General features: G+C 32.8%; 23 protein-coding genes. 15 read left to right on the top strand and 8 right to left on the bottom strand.

The window, feature by feature from the left end:
• Nucleotides 1-183 precede the first annotated feature (183 nt).
• The 4 genes from B6K90_RS10060 (at nt 184) to B6K90_RS10045 (ending at nt 5,208) form a co-directional block, all read left to right on the top strand.
• On the top strand, nt 184-2,331 hold the full coding sequence (locus tag B6K90_RS10060) for a YhgE/Pip domain-containing protein (RefSeq protein ID WP_088012592.1): 2,148 nt from the start codon (nt 184-186) through the stop codon (nt 2,329-2,331).
• Nucleotides 2,332-2,440: 109 nt separating this feature from the next.
• On the top strand, nt 2,441-3,367 hold the full coding sequence (locus B6K90_RS10055) for a glycosyltransferase family 2 protein (RefSeq protein WP_088012591.1): 927 nt from the start codon (nt 2,441-2,443) through the stop codon (nt 3,365-3,367).
• Between the two features lie 112 nt (nt 3,368-3,479).
• A complete protein-coding gene (locus B6K90_RS10050) occupies nt 3,480-4,463 on the top strand; it encodes a YeiH family protein (RefSeq protein WP_088012590.1) in 984 nt (327 codons plus the stop codon).
• 76 nt (nt 4,464-4,539) lie between these two features.
• Nucleotides 4,540-5,208 (top strand): uracil-DNA glycosylase, encoded by a 669-nt coding sequence (locus B6K90_RS10045; protein WP_088012589.1) that lies wholly within the window; start codon nt 4,540-4,542, stop codon nt 5,206-5,208.
• 45 nt (nt 5,209-5,253) lie between these two features.
• Here B6K90_RS10045 and B6K90_RS10040 read toward each other — a convergent pair whose 3' ends face one another.
• Nucleotides 5,254-6,066: a Cof-type HAD-IIB family hydrolase gene (locus tag B6K90_RS10040; RefSeq protein ID WP_088012588.1), complete on the bottom strand. Its 813-nt coding sequence runs from the start codon at nt 6,064-6,066 to the stop codon at nt 5,254-5,256.
• Between the two features lie 139 nt (nt 6,067-6,205).
• Here B6K90_RS10040 and B6K90_RS10035 point away from each other — a divergent pair, with 139 nt between their 5' ends.
• Entirely contained in the window at nt 6,206-6,493 is a 288-nt protein-coding gene (locus B6K90_RS10035; RefSeq protein WP_167555337.1) for a YwdI family protein, read from the top strand.
• A gap of 18 nt (nt 6,494-6,511) precedes the next feature.
• Nucleotides 6,512-6,877: a DUF423 domain-containing protein gene (locus tag B6K90_RS10030; protein WP_088012586.1), complete on the top strand. Its 366-nt coding sequence runs from the start codon at nt 6,512-6,514 to the stop codon at nt 6,875-6,877.
• Nucleotides 6,878-6,926: 49 nt separating this feature from the next.
• On the opposite strand, the gene gerQ is transcribed toward B6K90_RS10030, so the two are convergent.
• The 3 genes from gerQ to hemQ all read right to left on the bottom strand — a co-directional run bounded on the left by gerQ (nt 6,927) and on the right by hemQ (nt 8,747).
• A complete protein-coding gene (gene gerQ / locus B6K90_RS24535; RefSeq protein WP_407920506.1) occupies nt 6,927-7,322 on the bottom strand; it encodes a spore coat protein GerQ in 396 nt (131 codons plus the stop codon).
• A gap of 28 nt (nt 7,323-7,350) precedes the next feature.
• On the bottom strand, nt 7,351-7,779 hold the full coding sequence (locus B6K90_RS10020) for a cell wall hydrolase (protein ID WP_088012585.1): 429 nt from the start codon (nt 7,777-7,779) through the stop codon (nt 7,351-7,353).
• 221 nt (nt 7,780-8,000) lie between these two features.
• Nucleotides 8,001-8,747, bottom strand: coding sequence for a hydrogen peroxide-dependent heme synthase (gene hemQ, locus B6K90_RS10015; protein ID WP_088012584.1), 747 nt, complete (start codon nt 8,745-8,747; stop codon nt 8,001-8,003).
• 235 nt (nt 8,748-8,982) lie between these two features.
• Here hemQ and pta point away from each other — a divergent pair, with 235 nt between their 5' ends.
• Entirely contained in the window at nt 8,983-9,954 is a 972-nt protein-coding gene (gene pta / locus B6K90_RS10010) for a phosphate acetyltransferase (RefSeq protein WP_088012583.1), read from the top strand.
• Between the two features lie 209 nt (nt 9,955-10,163).
• On the opposite strand, the gene B6K90_RS10005 is transcribed toward pta, so the two are convergent.
• Nucleotides 10,164-11,012, bottom strand: coding sequence for a lipoate--protein ligase family protein (locus tag B6K90_RS10005; protein ID WP_088012582.1), 849 nt, complete (start codon nt 11,010-11,012; stop codon nt 10,164-10,166).
• Between the two features lie 194 nt (nt 11,013-11,206).
• On the opposite strand from B6K90_RS10005, the gene B6K90_RS10000 reads away from it, so the two are divergent.
• Nucleotides 11,207-12,130: an iron-hydroxamate ABC transporter substrate-binding protein gene (locus B6K90_RS10000; protein WP_088012581.1), complete on the top strand. Its 924-nt coding sequence runs from the start codon at nt 11,207-11,209 to the stop codon at nt 12,128-12,130.
• A 95-nt stretch (nt 12,131-12,225) separates the two neighbouring features.
• On the opposite strand, the gene B6K90_RS09995 is transcribed toward B6K90_RS10000, so the two are convergent.
• Nucleotides 12,226-13,068, bottom strand: coding sequence for an RsfA family transcriptional regulator (locus tag B6K90_RS09995; RefSeq protein WP_088012700.1), 843 nt, complete (start codon nt 13,066-13,068; stop codon nt 12,226-12,228).
• A gap of 220 nt (nt 13,069-13,288) precedes the next feature.
• On the opposite strand from B6K90_RS09995, the gene B6K90_RS09990 reads away from it, so the two are divergent.
• Both B6K90_RS09990 and B6K90_RS09985 read left to right on the top strand, forming a co-directional pair.
• The gene (locus tag B6K90_RS09990) at nt 13,289-13,516 is read left to right on the top strand and encodes a DUF1450 domain-containing protein (RefSeq protein ID WP_088012580.1); all 228 of its coding nucleotides are present in this window, start codon (nt 13,289-13,291) and stop codon (nt 13,514-13,516) included.
• A 119-nt stretch (nt 13,517-13,635) separates the two neighbouring features.
• Nucleotides 13,636-14,949, top strand: coding sequence for an HD domain-containing protein (locus B6K90_RS09985; protein ID WP_088012579.1), 1,314 nt, complete (start codon nt 13,636-13,638; stop codon nt 14,947-14,949).
• 50 nt (nt 14,950-14,999) lie between these two features.
• Here B6K90_RS09985 and B6K90_RS09980 read toward each other — a convergent pair whose 3' ends face one another.
• Nucleotides 15,000-15,185 carry a 2-hydroxymuconate tautomerase gene (locus tag B6K90_RS09980; RefSeq protein ID WP_088012578.1) on the bottom strand — a complete coding sequence of 62 codons (186 nt, stop codon included), beginning with the start codon at nt 15,183-15,185 and terminating at the stop codon, nt 15,000-15,002.
• Nucleotides 15,186-15,343: 158 nt separating this feature from the next.
• Here B6K90_RS09980 and B6K90_RS09975 point away from each other — a divergent pair, with 158 nt between their 5' ends.
• Both B6K90_RS09975 and B6K90_RS09970 read left to right on the top strand, forming a co-directional pair.
• Nucleotides 15,344-16,012, top strand: coding sequence for a site-2 protease family protein (locus B6K90_RS09975; RefSeq protein ID WP_088012577.1), 669 nt, complete (start codon nt 15,344-15,346; stop codon nt 16,010-16,012).
• A gap of 22 nt (nt 16,013-16,034) precedes the next feature.
• Nucleotides 16,035-16,547 carry a YwhD family protein gene (locus B6K90_RS09970; RefSeq protein WP_088012576.1) on the top strand — a complete coding sequence of 171 codons (513 nt, stop codon included), beginning with the start codon at nt 16,035-16,037 and terminating at the stop codon, nt 16,545-16,547.
• A gap of 257 nt (nt 16,548-16,804) precedes the next feature.
• On the opposite strand, the gene B6K90_RS09965 is transcribed toward B6K90_RS09970, so the two are convergent.
• A complete protein-coding gene (locus B6K90_RS09965) occupies nt 16,805-18,823 on the bottom strand; it encodes a transglycosylase domain-containing protein (protein ID WP_088012575.1) in 2,019 nt (672 codons plus the stop codon).
• 311 nt (nt 18,824-19,134) lie between these two features.
• Between B6K90_RS09965 and speE the strand changes: the two genes are divergently transcribed.
• The 3 genes from speE to B6K90_RS09950 all read left to right on the top strand — a co-directional run bounded on the left by speE (nt 19,135) and on the right by B6K90_RS09950 (nt 22,157).
• Entirely contained in the window at nt 19,135-19,962 is an 828-nt protein-coding gene (gene speE / locus B6K90_RS09960; protein ID WP_025671010.1) for a spermidine synthase, read from the top strand.
• 12 nt (nt 19,963-19,974) lie between these two features.
• Complete coding sequence (gene speB, locus B6K90_RS09955; RefSeq protein WP_088012574.1) at nt 19,975-20,847, top strand: agmatinase; 873 nt, start codon at nt 19,975-19,977, stop codon at nt 20,845-20,847.
• A gap of 191 nt (nt 20,848-21,038) precedes the next feature.
• On the top strand, nt 21,039-22,157 hold the full coding sequence (locus B6K90_RS09950) for a PepSY-associated TM helix domain-containing protein (RefSeq protein WP_167555336.1): 1,119 nt from the start codon (nt 21,039-21,041) through the stop codon (nt 22,155-22,157).
• The last annotated feature ends 140 nt before the right edge of the window (nt 22,158-22,297 follow it).

Genomic DNA, 22,297 nt, shown 5'->3' with positions numbered 1-22,297 from the left:
AAGATCGAAACTGTAAAGCATAACAAAGATAATAAGTATTAGTCAGAAAAGACTTTCTCTATATTTAGAGAAAGTCTTTTTTAATGCATAGCGTCTTGAAGAACCATACCATTCTTGCCTTTAAGAATAGTTATACATTATTTATTGCATACTATTTAAAAATTAAGATTAGGTGAGTTATAGGTGAGTTCAATATTTGAAATCTATTTTCGTGATGTAAAGCGGGTTGTAACGAATTGGGCTGCATTGATGATTATAATTGGTTTAATTATTATGCCGTCAATGTATGCATGGTTTAATATAAAGTCTTCTTGGGATCCGTATGGAAATACAAAAGGCTTAAAGATTGCAATCGTAAATGAGGATAATGGTGCTACCGTTCTAAACAATAAAATTAATATCGGAAACGAAGTAATAAATTCTTTAAAACAAAATCCTTCTTTAGGTTGGAGATTTACAAGTAAGCAAGTCGCTAATGAAGGAGTTAAACAAGGGAAATATTACGCTAGTATTTTAATACCGAATGATTTTTCAAAGAAAATTAGCACGATAGTAACAGATCATCCTCAAACACCCGAACTAGTTTATCAAGTGAATGAAAAGCTAAATATCGTTGCGCCCAAATATACTGAAAAAGGAGCAACCGGAATTGCAAGTGAGATTACAAAGAAATTTGAAAAGACCGTAAGTAAGGAAGTATTGCAGGAGTTTAATAAAATAGGAATTAATTTACAAGCCAATATACCTGAAATAAAAAAATTTGAGCAAATGGTTTTCAAGCTTGAAAACGATTTACCCGAAATAAGGACAACGGTAAATACAGCCTTAAATGACTATAGAAAAGTACAAAGCGTTATTCAAACTACAAAAAAAGACATGGAATTGATTAATAATATCTTAGCAAATGGTGAAAAATTAACAGTTAGTTTAAGTGGGTTTTTTAATCAAATTAATCAAGCAATTCAAGATTCAACTCCATTTATTAAAGAGACACTTAACCTACTCCAAAATCAGTCTGTTGTTATACAAAGTACATTATCACAATTACAGAATCAAACTATTAGTCAGGACGAATCGATGAGGTTAATGAATGAAATCGGAAAAATACTACCTAATTCGAGAAATATGGTTTCTTCTTTAAATCAAGTTCTTCAATCGTTTAATGGTTTAGGTACTAAAGTAGATTTTAGTAAAGATGTTAGTGCATTAAAAGATCTAGAATCAGATCTAGCGATGATTCAAAATGAGAATGATCGATTAAAAAGTACAATCCAAAGCGGAAACGATGTACCGAATGATTTACTTCAAAAAATGAATGAGACAGCAGCAAGTATAAATAACAAGATAAACAGTTTAAATGGAAATTTTGATCAAAATTTAGCGCCAAAAATAAGGGAAGCTTCAAGACTAGTAAATGAGTCAATAAAAAATACCCAGATTGTTTTGGCTGATGCAAAAACGAGTATTCCTACAATAAAAGGTGTACTCGAAGATACTTCAAGTTTATTAGCAACAAAAAAGGGTGATATACAACAATTAGTAAATGAGTTACCAATAATTGAAATGAAAATAAAAAAAATAGCAAATGAGATTAGAAAGGCAGAAGAAAAAGGAAGTATCGAGGATTTAATTAATTTTCTTCGAACAGATATAGAGAAGGTAAGTGACTTTTATTCAAGTCCAATCGATATAAAAAAGGAGCGAATGTTTCCAATACCAAATTATGGTACAGGCATGACCCCTTTTTATACAACATTGTGTTTATGGGTAGGAGCTTTATTAATGGTATCTTTATTAACTACAGAAGTTCATGAAGAAAAATCATATAAAAGTAGAGAAGTTTATTTTGGAAGACTATTGACCTTTCTTACTATTGGGGTATTACAGACATTAGTCGTAACTATTGGTAACTTTCTGATACTAGGTACTTATGCGGCAAGTAGAGGATATTTTATCTTATTTGCACTATTGATTAGCATTGTATTTACATTTATTGTATATACGCTTGTTTCCGTTTTCGGAAATATTGGAAAAGGCATAGGTATTATCTTTTTGGTTCTTCAAATATCTGGAGCGGGAGGAGTTTATCCGATCCAAGTAACTCCACCATTTTTCCAAAAAATATACCCGTTTTTACCTTTTACCTATGCATTAAGCTTGTTAAGGGAGGCGACTGGTGGAATCGTATGGGAAACTATCCAAAAGGACCTTCCAATGTTAGTTCTTTTTGTCATTATCGCAATCATAGTAGGAGTTGTTCTTAAAGCCCCTATTAATAAAAGAGCAAGTAAAATTGTTGATCTTTCGAAGAAAAGTAGACTCATCCATTAGTCGTTAAAAAAAATAAATTCATATAAAAATCATTGAACTGTTTTGCCAAGTGCTATAACATAGATAAAAGTTATATCTTCATAGCTTTTAGGAGAAGTAGGTGTTTTGTATGAAATTATCAGTTGTTGTATATTGTTATAACAATGGAGAAAATTTTGAGAGATTTCACGTTAATTTATCAAATACAGTAAAGTTACTTAAAGAAGATTATGAAATTATATATATAAATGACGGAAGTGTTGATGATACACTACTAGCACTTCAAGTTGTTGCAAATCATAGCAGTCATTTGAAATATATCTCGTTTACTCGCCGCTTCGGAAGAGAGGGAGCAATTTGTGCAGGACTTGAACACGCTAAAGGGGATGTAGTCATTCTAATGGATGGAAGCTTTGTACATCCAGCGAATGTTATTCTAGAGATGATGGATGAATACAAAAAGGGTCATAACCATGTAGTTGCTTCAAAAAAATTAGAGAATTCAGTTCTAAAAAAAGCGAAAAAAGGCATTTTTGAGAAGGTCATTAAAAAATTTGTGGACCCTGATATTTTGCAAAACGAATCAGACTTTCGTTTGTTAAGTAGAAAAGTAGTGAACGCTATTTTAAGTATGCCTGAATCAAACCGATATTCAAAAGGTATTTTTAACTGGATTGGTTATAAAATAAAAACGATTGAGTATGAAATAACATCAAGAATCATTAACAAAGAGTCAGAAGTTAAAAGGCTAGATTCGTTAAAAAGATCAATTGAATATATATTGTGTTTTAATACAAGACCATTGAGACTTTTAACGAAAGTCGGATTATTATTAATTGGTATGAGTCTTGTAATCTTTATTATGATGAGCTTTAAAGTACTTTTAGTTGGGATTAGAATTCCTGGTTTATATACGATTTCCAATTTCATTATGTTATTTGGCGGAGTTCAAATCTTGATGATTGGCGTATTAGGAGAATATTTAGGAAAGATATATTACGAAACAAAAAGAAGACCACAATACATTGTTGAGGCTTCTAGCTATGATGAAAATTAAATTTTACGATATGATAAATTTGGAAATTCGACAAGAATCTTGTCGAATTTCTTTTTTCGTTACATAATAATTAAAGATAGAATAATATTTTAGTGAAAGCTTGGAGAATAATATGGGGAATATTTTTAAAGTTATTCCAGGGTTACTTCTTTGCCTTATTATTGCACTTATTAGTCAAACACTTTCTTATATATTGCCGGTTGGGGCTGCTACTTTTTCAATTTTAATCGGATTAGTTGTAGGTAATACAGTACAATTAAAGCCTTATATTGAAGGCGGTAGAAAGTTTGCAGAAAGTAAATTATTAGAGATCTCAATATGTTTATTGGGAGCAACTATAAGCGTTCAAATGATTAGCTTACTAGGATTAAAAGGAATTTTGTTAATCGTAATACAGATGTGTTTAGTCATTATTTTTACGATTTGGTTAGGTGATAAATTAGGTTTTGGATTGAATTTTAGCTATTTAATGGCAAGTGGAAATGCAGTTTGTGGTTCATCGGCAATTGGCGCCACAGCCCCTGCTATCCAAGCCACTCAAGAAGAAAAGGGACTAGCTGTGACACTTGTAAATATGATGGGTACAGTCTTAATGTTTGTCATGCCTTTAATAGCTTCAGTATTATATCACTCGGAAACGTTGCCGACCTCTGCATTAATCGGAAGTACATTACAATCAGTCGGACAAGTAGTTGCCAGTGGTAGTTTAGTGAATGATGAAGTAAAGAATTATGCAACTTTATTTAAATTAATTCGGGTAGTTTTTTTAGTTTTTGTAGTTTTTAGTTTATCTACCATAAAAAAAAGACATATAGCGGAGGATTCAATTGAAAAAGTAAAAATTCAATTTCCTTGGTATGTAATTGGTTTTGTCATTCTTTGTGTTTTTTATAGCTTAGGAGTGCTACCGAGTTGGACTGCGGATATTTCGAACAAGACTAGTCATTTATTTGAAATTATTGCACTTGCTGCGATTGGTTTAAATGTAAATTTAAAAATGATCATCAAACAAGGAAAGTCACTTTCACTCTACGCATTAAGCATTGTAGGTTTTCAAATCATTATAGCGATTTTGCTAATTCAAATAATTTATTAATAATCGCTAACAACGACAAGAAACAACAAATCATATCTATTTCTCGGGAAATTTCGTCAGGAAAGGTGGTATTTCATTGCTTCAACTATCATCAAATTGGAGAGAAAAACTAAAACCAGAGTTTGAAAAAACGTATTTTAAAGATTTATTGCAATTTCTTGAAAAAGAATACAAGGAACAAACAATATACCCTGCCAAAGAGCATTTATTTCAAGCTTTAAATGAGTGTTCATATGAAGCTTGTAAAGTAGTGATTATTGGACAAGATCCTTATCATCAGCCAGGTCAAGCGCATGGTTTAAGTTTTTCTGTATTACCGGGAGTTAAAATACCGCCTTCTTTAAGAAATATTTATAAAGAATTAAATAGTGATTTAGGTTTAGAAATACCAACAAGCGGATATTTAAATAATTGGGCAAGACAGGGAATTTTATTATTAAATACTGTTCTAACTGTTCGTGAAGGTGAACCAAATTCCCATAAAAATAAAGGGTGGGAATTATTTACGAATACAATCTTATCCGAGTTAAATAAGCAAAATCGTCCGATTATTTTTGTTCTATGGGGTAAACATGCCCAAGCTAAAGAAGAATTGATTACAAGTAACCACCATGTAATATTAAAAGCGCATCATCCAAGTCCATTGTCAGCAAGTAGAGGGTTCTTTGGAAGTAAACCATTTTCACAAATTAATCAAAAACTAGTTGAGCTTCAATTGGAGCCGATTGACTGGACTGTAGTCTAGTACAATAAAGGGTTGTCTTTTTTAGACAACCCTTTATTGTATTTATTATTTATTACTTAATATGAACTTTTCAACTACTTTCGCTACGCCATCTTCATTATTTGTAGCAGTGACATAATCTGCTTGTTGTTTAATTTCTTCAGGAGCATTTCCCATCGCAACGCCTAGTCCTGCAAATTTAATCATCGGTAGGTCATTATATCCATCTCCTACAGCGATTACTTCGTCCTGTCGAATACCTAAAATTTGAATTAATTGATTTAGACTTTTACCTTTATCTACTTCACTGTTCGTTAGTTCTAAAAAGAAAGGCTTCGAGCGCATGACACTAATTTTGCCTTCAAGCTCCTTTTGGAGTATTTTTTCAACTTGAGCTAGTTTTTCTGGATCCTCTAACATTAATAATTTAACAACATCATTTTGCACATGCTCGGTGAAGCTGCTTACCTCTTTAATTGGCATGCCTGTGAGCTGACCCTCAATATCAGTATATTGATTCCCTTTTTCTGTAATAATATCATTTTCAACATATGTATGAACAAAAACATTATGTTTCTTACTAATCTCATAAAGTTCATGTGCTTGCTCTTTTGTTAGCGTACATTCATAAACATTATTTTTAGTGCGATAGTCAGTAATGATTCCTCCGTTAAATGATAGGACATAGCTTCCATAATCATGGAGTAATAGTTCCTCAGCTAACTTATGCATTGCAAAGGTTGGTCTACCGGAAGCCAACACTACTTTTACACCCATATCTTGAGCTTTAAGTAAAGCTTCCTTCGTTCTTTGCGATATAACATGTTGATCCGTTAAAAGTGTGTCATCGATATCCAAAACGATCATTTTATAGTTCAAATTACATTACCTCCTAAAAATTAACTTTTTTAGTATACCACCGTTCGATTAAAATTGTGCTTAATTTGGTTCGTATTCGCTTTCAGAAAAAAGCCATAGTATAATAGGGTTTATTGAATTGTGTTTATAAAGTTTGGTGGTGATTTATCTGAATATCAGTGTAGAAAAAGTAATCCAGCAAATTGAAAATGAGTTACATAAGGCAAAAGTAAGTACTCAAAAAACTGGACAATTTCGAGAAAGAATTGCAAGTATTCGATCTTTGTGCGAGCTACTACTTGAAGACGAGAGCAGTGTAGAGGTTCCAAAAAGTATAGTTACTAGTAGTTTCGTTCAATCAATACCAAGTCAACCTATCATGTCCGGGCCTTCTGTTATGTCTAAATTGGATGACTCGGAACAAAGTGGATCATTATTAGATTTTTAAGATAAAGGGGGAGAAGAAGTGAAACTATTTTTCTTGTTCGGTAGTATTTTCGCATTTTTATCAATCGCATTAGGTGCATTTGGGGCACATGGACTTGAGGGGAAAATTTCCGAAAGATCACTTCAAATTTGGCAAAAAGCTGTTCAATATCAAATGTTTCAAACAGGTGGACTATTTATTATTGCATTTTTAATTGATAAATTTGGTTCAACAACTCAATTAATGTGGGCGGGATGGTTATCTATAATAGGAATCATCTTATTCTCAGGAAGCTTGTACATATTAAGTATTTCTGGAATTAAAATACTAGGTGCAATTACTCCATTAGGTGGTTTAGCATTTTTAGTAGCTTGGATATTAGTAGGGATTTCAGTAATGAAATAAAAAAAGTGTTCAATAAGTGCAATTATTGCACTATATTGAACACTTTTTTTTAAAGTTGATAAGGCAAAGCTATTTCTTCGTCAAACGTGACGTAATCTAAGTAGATTGTCAATAATATGAAAGTTTTGGTTGTATTTACATCTCTGAGTACAATATGATCACGTCCAGCTCCCATAATATACCCGACAAATACTTGTTGTTGGTGACCAGTGAAAGTCATGTAAACCGTAGCAATTTTCCCACGATTTGCTCTAAGTATATTTTCTACATAGGATTGTTCAAACATTCCAGCCGAGGCGGTAACTTGACCTTGTTGGGTTATCATACCGCCTGATGGGGCTGCAAACCCTTGGCCTTGGCCCTGGCCGGTTTGTTGTTGTCCTTGTTGTGGAGTAGGTTGCGCCGCACGATAAATATTTGGATAGTATTCGTAAGGATTACTCAAAGAAAAAACCTCCCTTAGTTATATCAATTTAAACACTGTAAACTTTAGGACAATCTTGAGAAGTTGGTTGATAAAAGCAATGCGACTTAAATCTCCCTGCTAGTTTTTGGTTAAACCAAGTCCCTGGGCATGATCCGGCTGGTTTGAAGAACCATAGGCCGTAAGTAGCAGGCCAAAAACGCTGCCCAGCTATTACTTTTCTAGAAAGTTCAATATCTTGGTCTCTGGCACGTTGGTAAAAGTAAGATTTTTGAACAGCTTCGAATCCACCAGGATTTTGATATACCATATCTGTTATACTTCGAATGTCTCTAAAATCTAAGCAATCACATAAAACCCTATTAACACAAACATTTCCAACCATTAACATACCTTCTTTACCTTCACCTTCAGCTTCAGCACGCATTAACCTAGCAAGCAAAGAAACCTCGGCGTCGGTATAACGAATTACAGCCATAAAAAAGCCTCCTCATCCGAATTAAATATTCTGCATAAATCCCATTGGTGATCGGAAAGCGAGGACTAATTAGTTCATTCACTACTGTAACTATATTAAAATTGAAAGAAACATATGACATCTTTTCCAACAGGAAAATAAAAAAACTTCTCAAAAAAGAGAAGTCTTTTAATTTATATACTATGACTGATCGTGTTTTATGGATACTCTTAAGTATTCAATTATACGTAAAGATATTTCGAGAATGCGTCTTCTTTTAGAATCGTTCCAACAAAGAATGAACCAAATACTCCGTAACGAGCACTTACTTCGTCAAAGCGCATTTCGTAGATTAATTTTTTGAATTGTAGTACGTCTTCAGAGAATAAAGTAACGCCCCATTCATAATCATCAAAACCTACTGAACCAGTAATAATTTGTTTAACTTTACCAGCATAAGTGCGACCAATTTTTCCGTGGCTGTACATCATTTCTTTACGTGCACCTGAAGGAAGCATGTACCAATTATCTTCACCTTCACGCTTTTTATCCATTGGATAGAAGCATACGTATTGAGATTTTGGTAAAGCAGGGTAAAGTCTAGCGCGAACATGCGGATTTTGATATGGATCGCCATCTTCTTCGCTTAAGTAATTACTTAATTCAACTACAGAAACGTATGAATAAGTTGGAATCATAAACTGAGATAGTGTAGTTTTATTAATTTCTGTTTCAATATGTAATAACTCATCCATTGTAGGTCGTAAAACCATAAACATAATGTCTGCTTTTTGACCTAAAATATTGTAAATAGCATGGCTACCTTCACCAGAATCAGCAACTTGATTCCATTTTGAGAAAACTTGTTGGAACTCTGTGATTGCTAGTTGACGCTCATCACTACTTAATTGTTTAAAAGCATGCCAATCCATACTTCTAAAATCATGTAAACAATACCAGCCATCTAAAGTTTTTGCAGCTTCACTCATTTTAAATCCCCCAAACGTTATCGTATTGATTTTCATTTAAATAGCATACTACAAATAAAAGTATTTTGTAAAAACATACAAAATTATACAATATCCAAATTTAGTTAGAAAATTAGGAATTAATTTACTTTAAATGATAGCGCTTTATTAAATATATTATATTTTTCATTATTCTAAAAAGGTTTTATTCTAATTATGTACAAATAAAATAATTTTAAAGATTTTGGAGGCTATTATGAGCAATCTATTTGAAAGTATTAAGCAAAAAGTATCAGGTAAAGGTATTTCAATTGTTTTACCAGAAGGTACAGATGAGAGAATCTTAACAGCAGCTGACAGACTAGCGAAAGAAGATGTATTAAAACCGATTTTAATAGGTAACGTAGAAAACGTGAAAGAAAAAGCAAGTAGCTTAGGTTTAGAGCTTCAAGGAGTAGAAATTTTAGACCCATCTACTTACGGAGAAATGGACCAATTAGTTGCATCATTTGTTGAACGCCGTAAAGGTAAAGCGACAGAAGAGCAAGCTCGTAAAGCATTATTAGATCCAAACTACTTTGGAACGATGTTAGTATATGCTAACAAAGCTCATGGATTAGTTAGTGGTGCTACACATTCAACAGCAGATACAGTACGACCAGCGCTTCAAATCATTAAAACAAAACCTGGCGTTACAAAAACATCTGGTGTATTTATCATGGTTCGTGAGGATGAGAAATACGTATTCGCAGATTGTGCGATTAATATTGCTCCTAATAGCCAAGACTTAGCTGAAATTGCAATTGAAAGTGCAAAAACAGCTAAACTATTTGATATTGACCCTAAAATTGCAATGTTAAGCTTTTCAACTAAAGGATCTGCTAAATCCCCTGAAACTGAAAAGGTTGCTGAAGCAGTTAAAATTGCAAAAGAACTTGCTCCTGAATTAACTTTAGATGGCGAATTCCAATTTGATGCAGCATTTGTACCATCTGTTGCAAAAAGCAAAGCTCCTGATTCAGTAATTCAAGGAGATGCTAATACATTCGTATTCCCAAGCTTAGAAGCAGGAAACATCGGCTACAAAATTGCTCAACGTTTAGGTAACTTTGAAGCAATCGGACCAATCCTACAAGGGTTAAATATGCCTGTTAATGACCTATCTCGTGGGTGTAACAGTGAAGACGTTTATAAATTATCAATCATCACAGCTGCTCAGTCACTATAATGAGCCAAAGTTAAGGAATAAGAGTGCTCTTTAAGTCAATGAACTTTTGAGCACTCTTTTTTTATTAGAACACTTTGTGAAATTAGTTTATTTAATGCAGAAATTCACTCAAATATTGATAAATCCAAATCTTAATAAAAACATAAAAAACCAAAAGGAATATTAATCAGCCTTTTGGTTTTTTCATTTTAAGAATGCTTTTTTTGTTCTTATAGTTCTTGCATAGAACTTATTTCCGAATTACGATTGATCATTCGTTGTAAATGATAATTATATAATTCTATCTCATCACCAAATAAGGAGTTAGGAGTTAGTTTTGGAGTTAATTTAATTAATGATTGTAGTAGTCTCGTCATTACATCAGTCACTGTAAGATTTACTGATAGTAGTTCGGAAAGAGATGCCATTGTATTAGGAATAATTGTAGGATATTTAAATGAAGTTTCTTTGTTATTGATCGCAATTTCATAAAAATCTTTAATAATTGAAGCACGTTTTGAACCACTTTCATTAATACATAAATAAATTTGAACAGCAACCCCTTTACGTATGCGACGTTGAGATATACCAGCAAATTTCTTGTCATCAATACTTAAATCAAAATCTCCTGGACAATATGATCCGACTATTTCTTTTGCAACTATTTTATCTGTTAAATCCTTAAACATATCTTGAATTAGTGCATACATCGTTTCATAGCCATCATTAATTTGCAGCTTATGTTCAGCCTCTGGAAAGAGGATTGATATATTTAGTACACCTTCATCTAAAACAACAGCAAGCCCACCTGAATTTCGTACGATTGCTTTGTATCCTTTGTTATTGAGAAATTTAACCCCATTTGCTAGATTTGGTAGCCTAGTATCTTGTATTCCTAAAACAATTGTGTTGTGGTGTACCCATGTTCGAATTGTTGTTGGAGACTCCATTTTCCCAATTTTTGTACATAATGTGTCATCTAATGCAAAAGATTGGATCGCCTCAAAGGATGGCCCTAAAGTTGAGCCGTCAATAAAACGTATTTCATCTGTTTGTAACCGATTCAAATGTTGATTCATTAAATAAGCCCCTTGCGTTTTGCTTTTGTTTTCCTATTTTAGCATGATTTTAAACTAAATAAAAAAACTTCATATTCTGAATAGTTATAGGTTGACAATATTTCGATTCAAATTTATAGTAAATAAATTAATGAAAATGATAATCGTTATCAATTGAGTTCAAATTGATAATAATTTTATAAAAGGAGATTCAAATGAAAAAGTTATTATTACCGCTTATTCTTATTTTTGTATTATCCATAAGTGCATGTAGTCATAGTTCGTCAGATAAGAAGGCGAGTATTTCAAATATAGACGATCAACCTAAAACATTTACATATCAATCGGAAACTGGTCCCGTTGAAGTACCAACGCATCCAAAACGCGTTATCTTACTCTCAGGTTTTACTGGTAATGTCATTTCTTTAGGAGTAAATGTTGTTGGGGTAGATGTTTGGTCAAAGAATAATCCAACATTTAAGAAAGAATTAAAAGATGTGACAGAAGTATCAGATGAGAATCTTGAGAAAATTATTGAATTAAAACCTGATTTAATTATTGGATTATCAAATATTAAAAATATAGATAAATTGAAAGAGATTGCTCCAACAGTTACATACACATGGGGTAAGTTAGATTATTTAGAACAGCATATAGAAATTGGCAAACTCTTAAACAAAGAGAAGGAAGCCAAGGAATGGGTAGATGACTTTAAACAACGTGCGGAAAAAACCGGTGATGAAATTCGCGCTAAAATCGGTGAAGATGCAACTGTATCAGTATTTGAATCATATGATAAACAGCTATATGTATTCGGCAATAATTGGGCTCGTGGAACTGAAATACTATACCAAGCAATGAAATTAAAAATGCCCGAGAAAGTAAAAGAAATGGCTCTAAAGGACGGTTATTATACACTTTCTACAGAAGTGCTACCTCAATATGCAGGGGATTATATTATTTTAAGTAATTACGCAGATGCAGATATTTCGTTCCAAAAAACAGATACATATAAATCTATTCCAGCTGTAAAAAATAATCGCGTATATGAAATGCTTGGCAATGGAGCTTCATTTAGTGACCCAGTTACACTTGAAAAACAGCTAGCATTCTTTAAAAAATCATTTTTAGGAAATTAATAGATTGTAGAGGGAATTTAAAATTTAGTGAGTATAAAAATAGAGGAACTAAATCAAAATTTAGATTTAGTTCCTCTATATTATAACCGACAATGTTATTCTGCAATTTTTTCTAAATTTCCGTTTTTATCCATTCTAAAGGATGTTGCTGCTGGTTTCTCTTCCTCTTCAAATAATACTAATTTTCTAGCACGGTTCATTATTTTCATCATTGTTTCATAGTCTTCTTGAACAGTAGTAGCATCTTTTTCAAGCTTTTCTACTTGTCTCTGTAACTGTGAATTTCGTTCCTGTAATTGCATAAGCTCTCTTTTTAGTTGGTCATTTTCACGAACTAAACGGTCGCTACCAATCTGACTACTTGAAAGACCTTGTAAGAACTGGATTACATCAAACATTGTAATTGAACTTTTTCTTGTATTCGCTGGTGAAACTGGTGAAGTTTGTGCTTGATACTGATTTTGAACTGAAGGAATACTTGAAAATATCTCAGTTGTTGATTCCTCATTATGTGTAACCTCAACACTTGTGTCATTTTCATTATCAGTTTCCACAAAAGATCCAAATTCTTGATCGAGATCAACACCGTATTCTAAATCTTGTTCATCATTCAAATAACGATCAAAATTACTAGATACATCTGTTTGTATATAGCTAGATTCAGAAGGTGTATATAGCAATTTTTTCTTTGCGTCTTCACCTTTAGCGTGACGAAGCTTTTCTTTACGGAATTTCTTTGCTAATTGAAGTGCTTTTTCATAATTATAGCGAACTACAGCATTCCATCGAAAACCACATGCAGCCGAAGTACGTTCTAAAATGTCGCCCACTTCCTCGAAGGCGTTTAATTGGGTACTTCCTTCTCGTACATGACGTAAAACAGTTTCCGCTAAAAGCAAATCATTTTCTTCAGTCCAAGCATCTTGTCTTAATTTCATCATAAAAATTTCCCCTCAACTTTCTTTTATTCATTTGGTCGATTTAATTTCCTAGCTGATTAATAGAAGTTTGGACAAAAAAATAGAAAACTATACAAAAAATAGAAAATAGTAGAATACTATTTGGAGTGATTTATTTGGAAAACTTGCATGTCCTTTTTGGAACGAGTAAAATTACTGCTGAGTATGTTCAATTTAGAACAGAAAGGATTGTAGAAAAATGTCAAATGAATTTAGAATATGTGATGATTGCCAGGCGACAAATATTAAAACATTAGTCCCTCGCTTAAAAAGAATAGATGAAGAAGCAGAGATTAAAATTGGTTGTCAATCTTACTGTGGACCAGGACGAAAAAAATCATTCTGTTTCGTAAATAACCGTCCCTTATCTGCACCAAACGAAGATGATCTACTTGTAAAGATAAAGTCAAAACTAGGTAAGAATTAAACGTTCCTTCATCTTCAGGAGCGTTTTTTTGATATAATAAGAAAAGCGGAAGGCCTGTTCAGAAAGTAAAGCCATTAGCATATAAAGAAATAGTGTACATATTGAAAGGGGGCCAACATATGTCGTATCGTTTCCAGAAGCTTTATGAGGAAAAAGTATTTAAAGATCCCGTACATCGTTATATTCACGTAAGAGATCAAGTTATATGGGATTTAATAGGAACTAAAGAATTTCAGAGACTACGCAGAATTAAACAGCTTGGTACTACATATTTGACGTTTCATGGAGCTGAGCATAGTCGATTTACTCATTCGCTTGGCGTTTATGAAATTATAAGACGTATGGTAGATGATGTTTTTTCTGGTCGTCCTGAATGGAATGATGATGATCGCTTATTAGCTCTTTGTGCTGGATTGTTACATGATGTTGGTCATGGTCCTTTTTCGCATACATTTGAGAAGATATTTAATTTAGATCATGAAGAATTAACGAGAGAAATTATTGAGGGTTCAACAGAAATTAATGAAATTCTAAAAAAAGTAGGGGATGACTTTCCTAAGAAAGTTTCGGAAGTCATTGAGAAAACATCGGTGAATAAGTTAGTTACGAGCATGATTTCAAGTCAAATTGATGCAGATCGAATGGATTATCTTCTTAGAGATGCATATTACACTGGCGTGAGTTACGGCAATTTTGATATGGAGCGTATTTTGAGAATTATGCGTCCTAGACCTGACGGTGTCGTTATTAAACAATCGGGTATGCATGCTGTTGAACATTACTTAATTAGTCGATTCCAGATGTACTGGCAAGTTTACTTTCACCCTGTGTCTAGAAGTGCGGAAGCCATTTTACAAAAGATATTACAAAGGGCAAAATATTTGCATGAAACAGGTTATCATTTTAATTATGTACCAGTGCATTTTGGGCATATGTTTGAAGGAAAAGTTGACTTAGATGAATATATCAAATTAGATGAATCAGTTCTTCTGTATTATTTCCAAGTATGGCAGGAGGAATCTGACCAAATCTTAAGTGATCTGTGTCAGCGTTTCTTAGATCGAAAATTATTTCAATATGTAGATTTTGATACGCAAAAACATACTGAAAAGTTTGCTGAATTAAAAGAGTTATTTTTAGAAATAGATATAGATCCAGAATACTATTTAGTCATCGATACAATTTCAGACGAGGCTTATGATTACTTTAGATACGGTGAAGAAGGCGGAAAGAAGCCTATTTTACTATTGCAAACTAACGGTGATTTGAAAGAAATCTCACGTAAATCGGAGCTAGTAGATGGAATAACTGGTAAAAAGTTATTCGATTCTAAATTATATTTTCCTCATGATTTAATCTATAAAAATCCTGATGAAAAGAAAAAGAAAGTAATCGAAATGATTGAAGAAATAGCAGGAGCAAAAAGAAGATAAAAACAGTAAACGGAAGTTACTCCCGTTTACTGTTAATGTATGTAAGAATTCTACTCGTCACTAAGGCGTTTACCTGCAACGGCGTAATGGTTCTTTGTCATTTCTTCAATGAAAACAACAATCTTTTCAGTTGGAGCACCTGTAGTTTCACTTACAGCTGAAGTAACTTTTTCTACTAAAGCTTTTTTTTGTTCATCAGTGCGACCTTCTAGCATTTTTACTGTAACGTATGGCATAATATGACCTCCTTCGTTTTGTCATTTTTATTATAACTCAGGAAGTCAGAATAATAACGATTAAAACGATTAACATTGAAGAAATCATAAAGAATAATTTAAACTATTAATAAATCCGTTTAGTGATCAAAACAGCAATATCTCGAGAGGAGCAAAGAATGGGATCATTTTTTCAATATCCATTAAAAGATATACCATTAATATTACTAGTTGTTGCAATTTCGTTATCAGTTCACGAATTTGCACACGCTTATGTAGCTTATAAATTTGGGGATGACACGGCAAAAAGACAAGGCAGATTAACTCTTTCTCCATTTAGACATTTAGATATTTTTGGAACAATTGCGATTATTATATTAGGCTTTGGTTGGGCAAGACCAGTTCCTGTAAATCGTCATAACTTTAAAAATCCGAGACTAGCAGGAATCTTGACAACCGCAGCGGGTCCGATTAGTAACTTGATACTAGCGACACTAGGTTTGATTGTTTATTTACTATTAATAAAGCATGGTTTCTTTCATTCTTTCCCACAGGCTTTATCAATTACTTTAGATTCTTTCTTTAGTCTTTTCATTCAAATGAATATTGTATTATTTGTGTTTAACTTAATTCCTCTTCCACCATTAGATGGATATCGAATTTTAGAGGATTTGGCACCAAATGATATTCGTGCAAAAATGTCACAATATGAGCAATATGGAGCATTTGTATTTTTAGTTTTAGTATTAACTCCATTAGATAACTATACAATACAACCAATTTTCCAGGTTGCTATACCTTCAGTTTTCCACTGGATTAATTCAATTGTTACACCATTAATTATGTAATTTACTATATAGGAGGGGTACAATGACTGATCAACCAAAAAAGAAATCACTAGGATTTAATATATTAAAAAATGATTCAACGAGTGGGCATGGCGGATTTGGTGTTGGAGCAATTAGTTTAGAAAATATTTCTCCAGTCTTTATTGATATTCAAGAGAATGATGTTTTTGTAGATATTGGTGCAATGCATGCAAGAAGTTCAGTTGAAAAAGGGATCAAGTTTTTAACAAATGAGGATGAAGTACCTAATGGAAAACCATATTGGTTAGTGTGGGTTGCAACTGAGCGAACTGAAAGTGGACCTTATTATGCTGGAGTAACAGGCTGTTACATGACAGTTGATCGTGAAGCAAGAAGGGGATACAAACTTCTTCCTGACCATGTAAATAAAATGGATAAAGCGATGAAACGTAAAATAATGGTTGAACAGATGGATGAAAAGTCTCGTAAATTGCTAGCCAATTTCTTAAAATCGCACAATGAAGAGATGTGGAATAATTCATCTGACCAATTAAAAACTGAACTTTTAGGTTAGTATACTTTTTGCCTATTAAGAATGTATAAATTGGCAGCAGGGCAGAAAAAGTGACGATAAGTGCAACTACGCATATTTCATCCTAAAGGCTCGCCAATTGGCAAAGTTTTCTTTGGAAAAATATATAAAAAATTTGAAGAAATCGTCGAATAATCTTTTTACATTTATGACTAAATAAAGTAAACTAATAATAGCTTGGACAAAGCTAGGACTAGGACAAACAAAAGACCTTACCAATTTGGTGAGGTCTTTTGTTTTTAAAGTAAATATTGCGAATACCAAGGCTTGTTATCTTTATTTTCCTTTTTTTGTTTTTTGGTTGTTTTTTTATTCATACAAGGTTTTGTAGGTTGTGTCCCTTTACGAAAATAAAGTGAAACCTTATCACCACAGCCTTCTTTATACAAAAGGCCAGTCTTTTCGTCTACAGCTACTTTAACTAGTTTATTAGGTAGTTTCGTGTCTATATTTTTATCCGATAAATTTGTCATTATTGATGCCCATACCTTCTTGGATAGTGAACTTTCCTCTACAGTTAAATTTTTTGAATGATCATACCCAACCCATACTCCAACAATAAGATTCGAATGGAATCCAATCATCCAGCTGTCAGTTTTTGTAGTGCCAGTTTTACCATAATAATCTTTTGACAATTCAGGAATGATACTTGTACCTGTTACAGGTAAGTAGCTTGAAAAACTAGTATTGAACATTCCATTCATTAATTGTTTAAGGATAACTGTCTGATCTTTTTCTAATCTTTGCTTACTATTAATTTTTTCTTTATAGATCGTCTTTCCAGATTGAGTTTTAATCTCCTTTACGAAATGAGGTATAACTTCTTTACCATTATTTGCAATTAAAGCATAAGCCCTTGTCATATCGAGCAATGAAGCATCTTGTGTGCCGAGTGCCATTGAAGGTAATTTATTATTTGGTGTGGTTAAATGGAATAGCTTCTGTGCTTTAATAAATTCGTCCGTACCAACTGCCTGTTGAGTTTTTACTGCGTATATATTATCTGAAACAGCAATAGCTTTAGCTAGAGTAATTGAATCATGTGCGTATAGATTACCACTATTTTTTGGACTATATGAATCTCCATTTTCAAAGTGAAATATAGTAGGCTTACTTTGAAGTCTTGTTGATGGAGTATATCCATTTTCAAGTGCACTGTAATATAGAATTGGTTTTATTGTACTCCCTACCTGTCTTTTCGACGCAATTGCACGATTAAATAAAAACTGTCCTTTCTCACGACCTCCAGTCATGCCTAATACTTCACCATTTTGACTATTTAAGACGATCACACTAGCCTGTAAATCAGGGTTTGGTCTAATATATTTGTCAAATGCTTGATCAATATGCTTTTGAATAGATGGATTAAATGTTGTATAAATTTGGCTGCCATTGTTATTAATCGATTGTCCTGTTGAAGCCGTAATCTCTTTTTGAACACTTTGTTGAAAATAGGATGTAAAAGAAGAATTAGAAGTATGTGTTATTGGTTTTAACTTAATCTTTTCATCAATTGCATTTTTAACACTTTTTGAGTTGATTAATTTATTCTGTTCAAGTGCTGTTAAAATTCGTTGTTGTCGTTTCTTTACAGATGAAAAATGAACGTAAGGGTCATACTTTGAAGGATTAGCCGGAATACTTAATAAAAATGTAGATTCACCAATAGTAAGCTCGTTTGTCTCTTTTCCTAAAAAGGTATTCGCTGCAGTTTCTAGACCATAAATACCATGTCCAAAATAAATGGTGTTTAAATACGCTTCTAATAATTTATTTTTACTATAAGCGGATTCTAGCTTCATAGTTAAAAAAGCCTCTTTTATTTTACGGCTAAGCGTTTTTTCTTGAGAAAGATATAAATTTTTTGCAAGTTGCTGAGTTATTGTACTTGCTCCTTGAGCGTATTGTCCTTCCGCTATATTAATTAAAATAGCAGAACCCAACCTTTTTAAGTCGAAGCCATGATGATGAAAAAAATTTCGATCCTCAGAAACTAAAATACTATTGATCGCAATCGGAGGTACATCTGTAATTTTAAGTGTTTTTCGATTTTGAAGTAGCTTAGTTTTACTAATTAATTTATGATTGTGATCATAATAACTTGAATTTGACTCAATAAATAGTGAAGGTTTTGTAGAAGTAATAGCGATCATATAGACACAAGACAAAAATAATGTACCTGAAATTGAAATAATAGTAAGTAAAATGCCGACCTTCTGAAGTGTACGCCAATGATAAGAGTAGTTGATATTATACAAAAAGTATCCTCCTCTCGATATGTTTCTCTAATTTAATACTAGTATGGTAGATTAAGAGAAATTTTATTCAAATTACCGTAGTAAAAAATATCAAATAATTTAGCTTTAAAAATCTTGCATTTCACAAAAATTACTCTATACTTTTCTTTTGTACGGCAAAAAATTGTTGTAACAACACAAATCCGATAGGAATTAGGAAGAGTGGGGATAATACGAAACACATTCGAAAAGTGGAGGCGCCATAGTCAGCTCCGAAACTGGACAAAACGTGTTTCAGACTAAATCTTGATAAAGAAGGGTAGATGCTTTAAATGGAATTATGGTTTACTGAAAAACAAACAAAAAACTTTGGAATTACTGCTAAAATTAATAAAACTTTACATACAGAGCAAACTGAGTTTCAAAAGCTTGACATGGTAGAGACAGAAGAGTTCGGAAACATGCTTATTTTAGATGGAATGGTTATGACAACTCAAAAAGATGAGTTCGTTTACCACGAAATGGTTGCGCATGTACCTTTATTCACACACCCAAATCCTGAAAATGTATTAGTTGTAGGTGGTGGTGACGGTGGTGTTATTCGCGAAGTACTAAAACACCCAAGCGTAAAGAAAGCAACTCTAGTTGAAATCGATGGAAAAGTAATTGAGTACTCTAAAATATACTTACCTGAAATTGCAGGGAAATTAGAAGACCCACGTGTAGAAGTAAAAGTAGACGATGGATTTATGCATATTGCAAATAGTGAAAATGTGTATGATGTAATTATGGTAGACTCAACTGAACCTGTTGGTCCTGCAGTTAACTTATTTACAAAAGGCTTCTATGCTGGTATCTCAAAAGCGTTAAAAGAAGACGGTATTTTTGTAGCTCAAACGGACAACCCATGGTTTACACCTGAGTTAATCACACAAGTTCAACGTGATGTAAGAGAAATCTTCCCAATTACTCGTTTATACATTGCAAATATTCCTACATATCCAAGTGGAATGTGGACATTTACAATCGGTTCGAAAAAACATGATCCTCTTGAAGTAGAAGAGAATCGTTTCTTCGATATTGAGACAAAATATTATACAAAAGAGCTACACAAAGCAGCGTTCGTATTACCAAAATTTGTAGCTGATCTTACTAAATAAGGGGGCTTTATTATGCGTTTTGATGAAGCTTATTCTGGAAATGTATTCATAAAGAGTCATCCAAGCTTTGAAGAAAGTAAAGCAGTTATTTACGGTATGCCTATGGATTGGACTGTAAGTTTCAGACCAGGCTCTCGTTTTGGTCCTGCACGTATTCGTGAAGTTTCAATTGGACTAGAAGAATATAGTCCGTATCAAGATAAAGAACTAGAAGAAGTTAAATATTTCGATGCAGGGGATATTCCATTACCATTCGGTAATGCTCAAAGAAGCCTTGATATGATTGAAGATTATATTGACGGCTTATTAGCTCAAGGTAAATTCCCTCTAGGAATGGGTGGAGAGCATCTTGTATCATGGCCAGTAATGAAAGCTATGTATAAGAAATACCCAGATTTAGCAATTATTCATTTTGATGCTCATACTGATTTACGTGATTCATATGAAGGTGAGCCATTATCTCACTCAACACCAATTAAAAAAGTTTGTGATTTAATTGGACCAAAAAATGTTTATTCATTTGGAATCCGTTCTGGAATGAAGGAAGAATTTGAATGGGCTAAAGAAGTTGGAATGAATTTATTCAAATTCGAAGTGCTTGAGCCGTTAAAGAAAGTACTTCCAACTCTTGCTGGACGTCCAGTATATGTAACGATTGATATCGATGTATTAGATCCTGCACATGCACCTGGAACAGGAACTCTTGAAGCAGGAGGTATTACTTCAAAAGAAATGCTTGATAGCATTTTAGCAATCGCAAACAGTGATATAAATGTTGTTGGGGCAGACTTAGTAGAAGTAGCTCCAGTTTACGATCATGCAGAGCAAACTCAAGTAGCAGCAAGTAAGTTTATACGTGAAATCTTATTAGGTTGGGTAAAATAATAAGATTTATAAAAGGCGATTTTTCGTTCATAAGAACGAAGAGTCGCCTTTTTTATTTTAGTTTGAAATTGAAAAACTTGAAGTCACTTAATAAAAATTTACTAAAAATGTAAAAATGTTATTGATAATGATAATCATTACCTTTATAATTGAGAACGATTATTGTTATCATATTATGGGGGAAGATGAAAATGAAAAAAGGGGTAAGGAAATTTATTTTGACACTACATTTGGTGTGCAGCTTAGTTTTTGGACTTTTTATTATTGCTGTTTGTGCAACAGGTAGTGTATTGGTGTTTGGGAATCAGATTGAGCATATATTAAATCCGCAGTATTTTAAACCTGCAAGTAGTGAAAGAAATGTTGGAATTAAAGAAGCAGAAAAGATTTTTCTTGAACATTACAAAGGTTTTCAAATTTCGAGGATGGATGTGCCTTCAAAGTTAACAGATGTATATCATGCAAGTATGTCAAAAGGACATAATGAAATTGACGCATATGTAGATCCTAGCAATGGTAAATTATTAGGTAATTTTGATAGGGAGAAATCAATCGTTTCTTTTGTTAAAGAGTTACACACACATTTATTGTTAGATGAGATTGGTGAAACAATTATAGGTATCGTTGCAATTGCATTTATTTTAATTCTTATTACAGGTATTTATTTATGGTATCCAGGCATTAAAAGAATGTTTAAAAGCTTAAAAATTAAATGGAATAAAAGCCAAATGGCAAAAAATCTATCATTACATAATTTCATAGGGGTTATTACCTTACCATTTTTACTTGTTGTAGCAATAACAGGAATGCTATTTCCTTTCCAAGAAAAGATTGAAGAAACTTTGAAATTGAAATTTACATCGAATTATCCTGAAGAACTTAAATCAGTTGATAATGGTAAACAACAAATTGGACTAGATGCTATAGTTGCCCAAATTAATAAATTACACCCAGAAGGTGAGTTATACAAGTTGAGACTACCAACAGAAAAAGATGGTGTTATAGAAGCACAATTAAGTGATGGTAGCTACGATCCTGAAGGTAAAGGAAATACAACTGAATTCTTCGATCAATTTTCTGGAAAGCATTTAGGAACTTTTTCGAAAAAAACTGAAACAGCCTATGACAAATTTTTTGTTTGGCGAGAAAGTTTACATAGAGGAACTTTTGGCGGGGTGTTTGTAAAAATAGTTTATGCCCTAGTTGGAATAGCTCCACTTGGATTAGGAATAACTGGAATTACAATGTGGGCGTTAAAACGAAGAAATAAAGCTAATAAAGTGAGAAGAAAATTACAACAAACAGCGTAAGATGAACGAAATTTTATATGAATTAACTATGTCGGTTAAATAATTTGCTAGAACCCGAAAGAAAATACGCTAAAGCCGTATTTATCTTTCGGGTTTTTGTGTTTGGTAACAATATGATTATTTGTACAGTTTTTATAGTA

The sequence above is a fragment of the Gottfriedia acidiceleris genome (assembly GCF_002128425.1).
GTDB classification, from domain to species: domain Bacteria; phylum Bacillota; class Bacilli; order Bacillales; family Bacillaceae_G; genus Gottfriedia; species Gottfriedia acidiceleris.
The sequence above is the reverse complement of the archived record's forward strand: the minus strand, read 5'-3'. Positions and strand labels throughout refer to the sequence as shown.

Bases quoted from the DNA above. Each gene is read 5' to 3' on its own strand.
- B6K90_RS10055 (WP_088012591.1), top strand. From the start codon at position 2,441: ATGAAATTATCAGTTGTTGTATATTGTTATAACAATGGAGAAAATTTT.
- B6K90_RS10050 (WP_088012590.1), top strand. From the start codon at position 3,480: ATGGGGAATATTTTTAAAGTTATTCCAGGGTTACTTCTTTGCCTTATT.
- B6K90_RS10020 (WP_088012585.1), bottom strand. From the start codon at position 7,779: ATGGCTGTAATTCGTTATACCGACGCCGAGGTTTCTTTGCTTGCTAGG.
- hemQ (WP_088012584.1), bottom strand. From the start codon at position 8,747: ATGAGTGAAGCTGCAAAAACTTTAGATGGCTGGTATTGTTTACATGAT.
- pta (WP_088012583.1), top strand. From the start codon at position 8,983: ATGAGCAATCTATTTGAAAGTATTAAGCAAAAAGTATCAGGTAAAGGT.
- B6K90_RS10005 (WP_088012582.1), bottom strand. From the start codon at position 11,012: ATGAATCAACATTTGAATCGGTTACAAACAGATGAAATACGTTTTATT.
- B6K90_RS10000 (WP_088012581.1), top strand. From the start codon at position 11,207: ATGAAAAAGTTATTATTACCGCTTATTCTTATTTTTGTATTATCCATA.
- B6K90_RS09995 (WP_088012700.1), bottom strand. From the start codon at position 13,068: ATGAAATTAAGACAAGATGCTTGGACTGAAGAAAATGATTTGCTTTTA.
- B6K90_RS09990 (WP_088012580.1), top strand. From the start codon at position 13,289: ATGTCAAATGAATTTAGAATATGTGATGATTGCCAGGCGACAAATATT.
- B6K90_RS09985 (WP_088012579.1), top strand. From the start codon at position 13,636: ATGTCGTATCGTTTCCAGAAGCTTTATGAGGAAAAAGTATTTAAAGAT.
- B6K90_RS09980 (WP_088012578.1), bottom strand. From the start codon at position 15,185: ATGCCATACGTTACAGTAAAAATGCTAGAAGGTCGCACTGATGAACAA.
- B6K90_RS09975 (WP_088012577.1), top strand. From the start codon at position 15,344: ATGGGATCATTTTTTCAATATCCATTAAAAGATATACCATTAATATTA.
- B6K90_RS09970 (WP_088012576.1), top strand. From the start codon at position 16,035: ATGACTGATCAACCAAAAAAGAAATCACTAGGATTTAATATATTAAAA.
- speE (WP_025671010.1), top strand. From the start codon at position 19,135: ATGGAATTATGGTTTACTGAAAAACAAACAAAAAACTTTGGAATTACT.
- speB (WP_088012574.1), top strand. From the start codon at position 19,975: ATGCGTTTTGATGAAGCTTATTCTGGAAATGTATTCATAAAGAGTCAT.
- B6K90_RS09950 (WP_167555336.1), top strand. From the start codon at position 21,039: ATGAAAAAAGGGGTAAGGAAATTTATTTTGACACTACATTTGGTGTGC.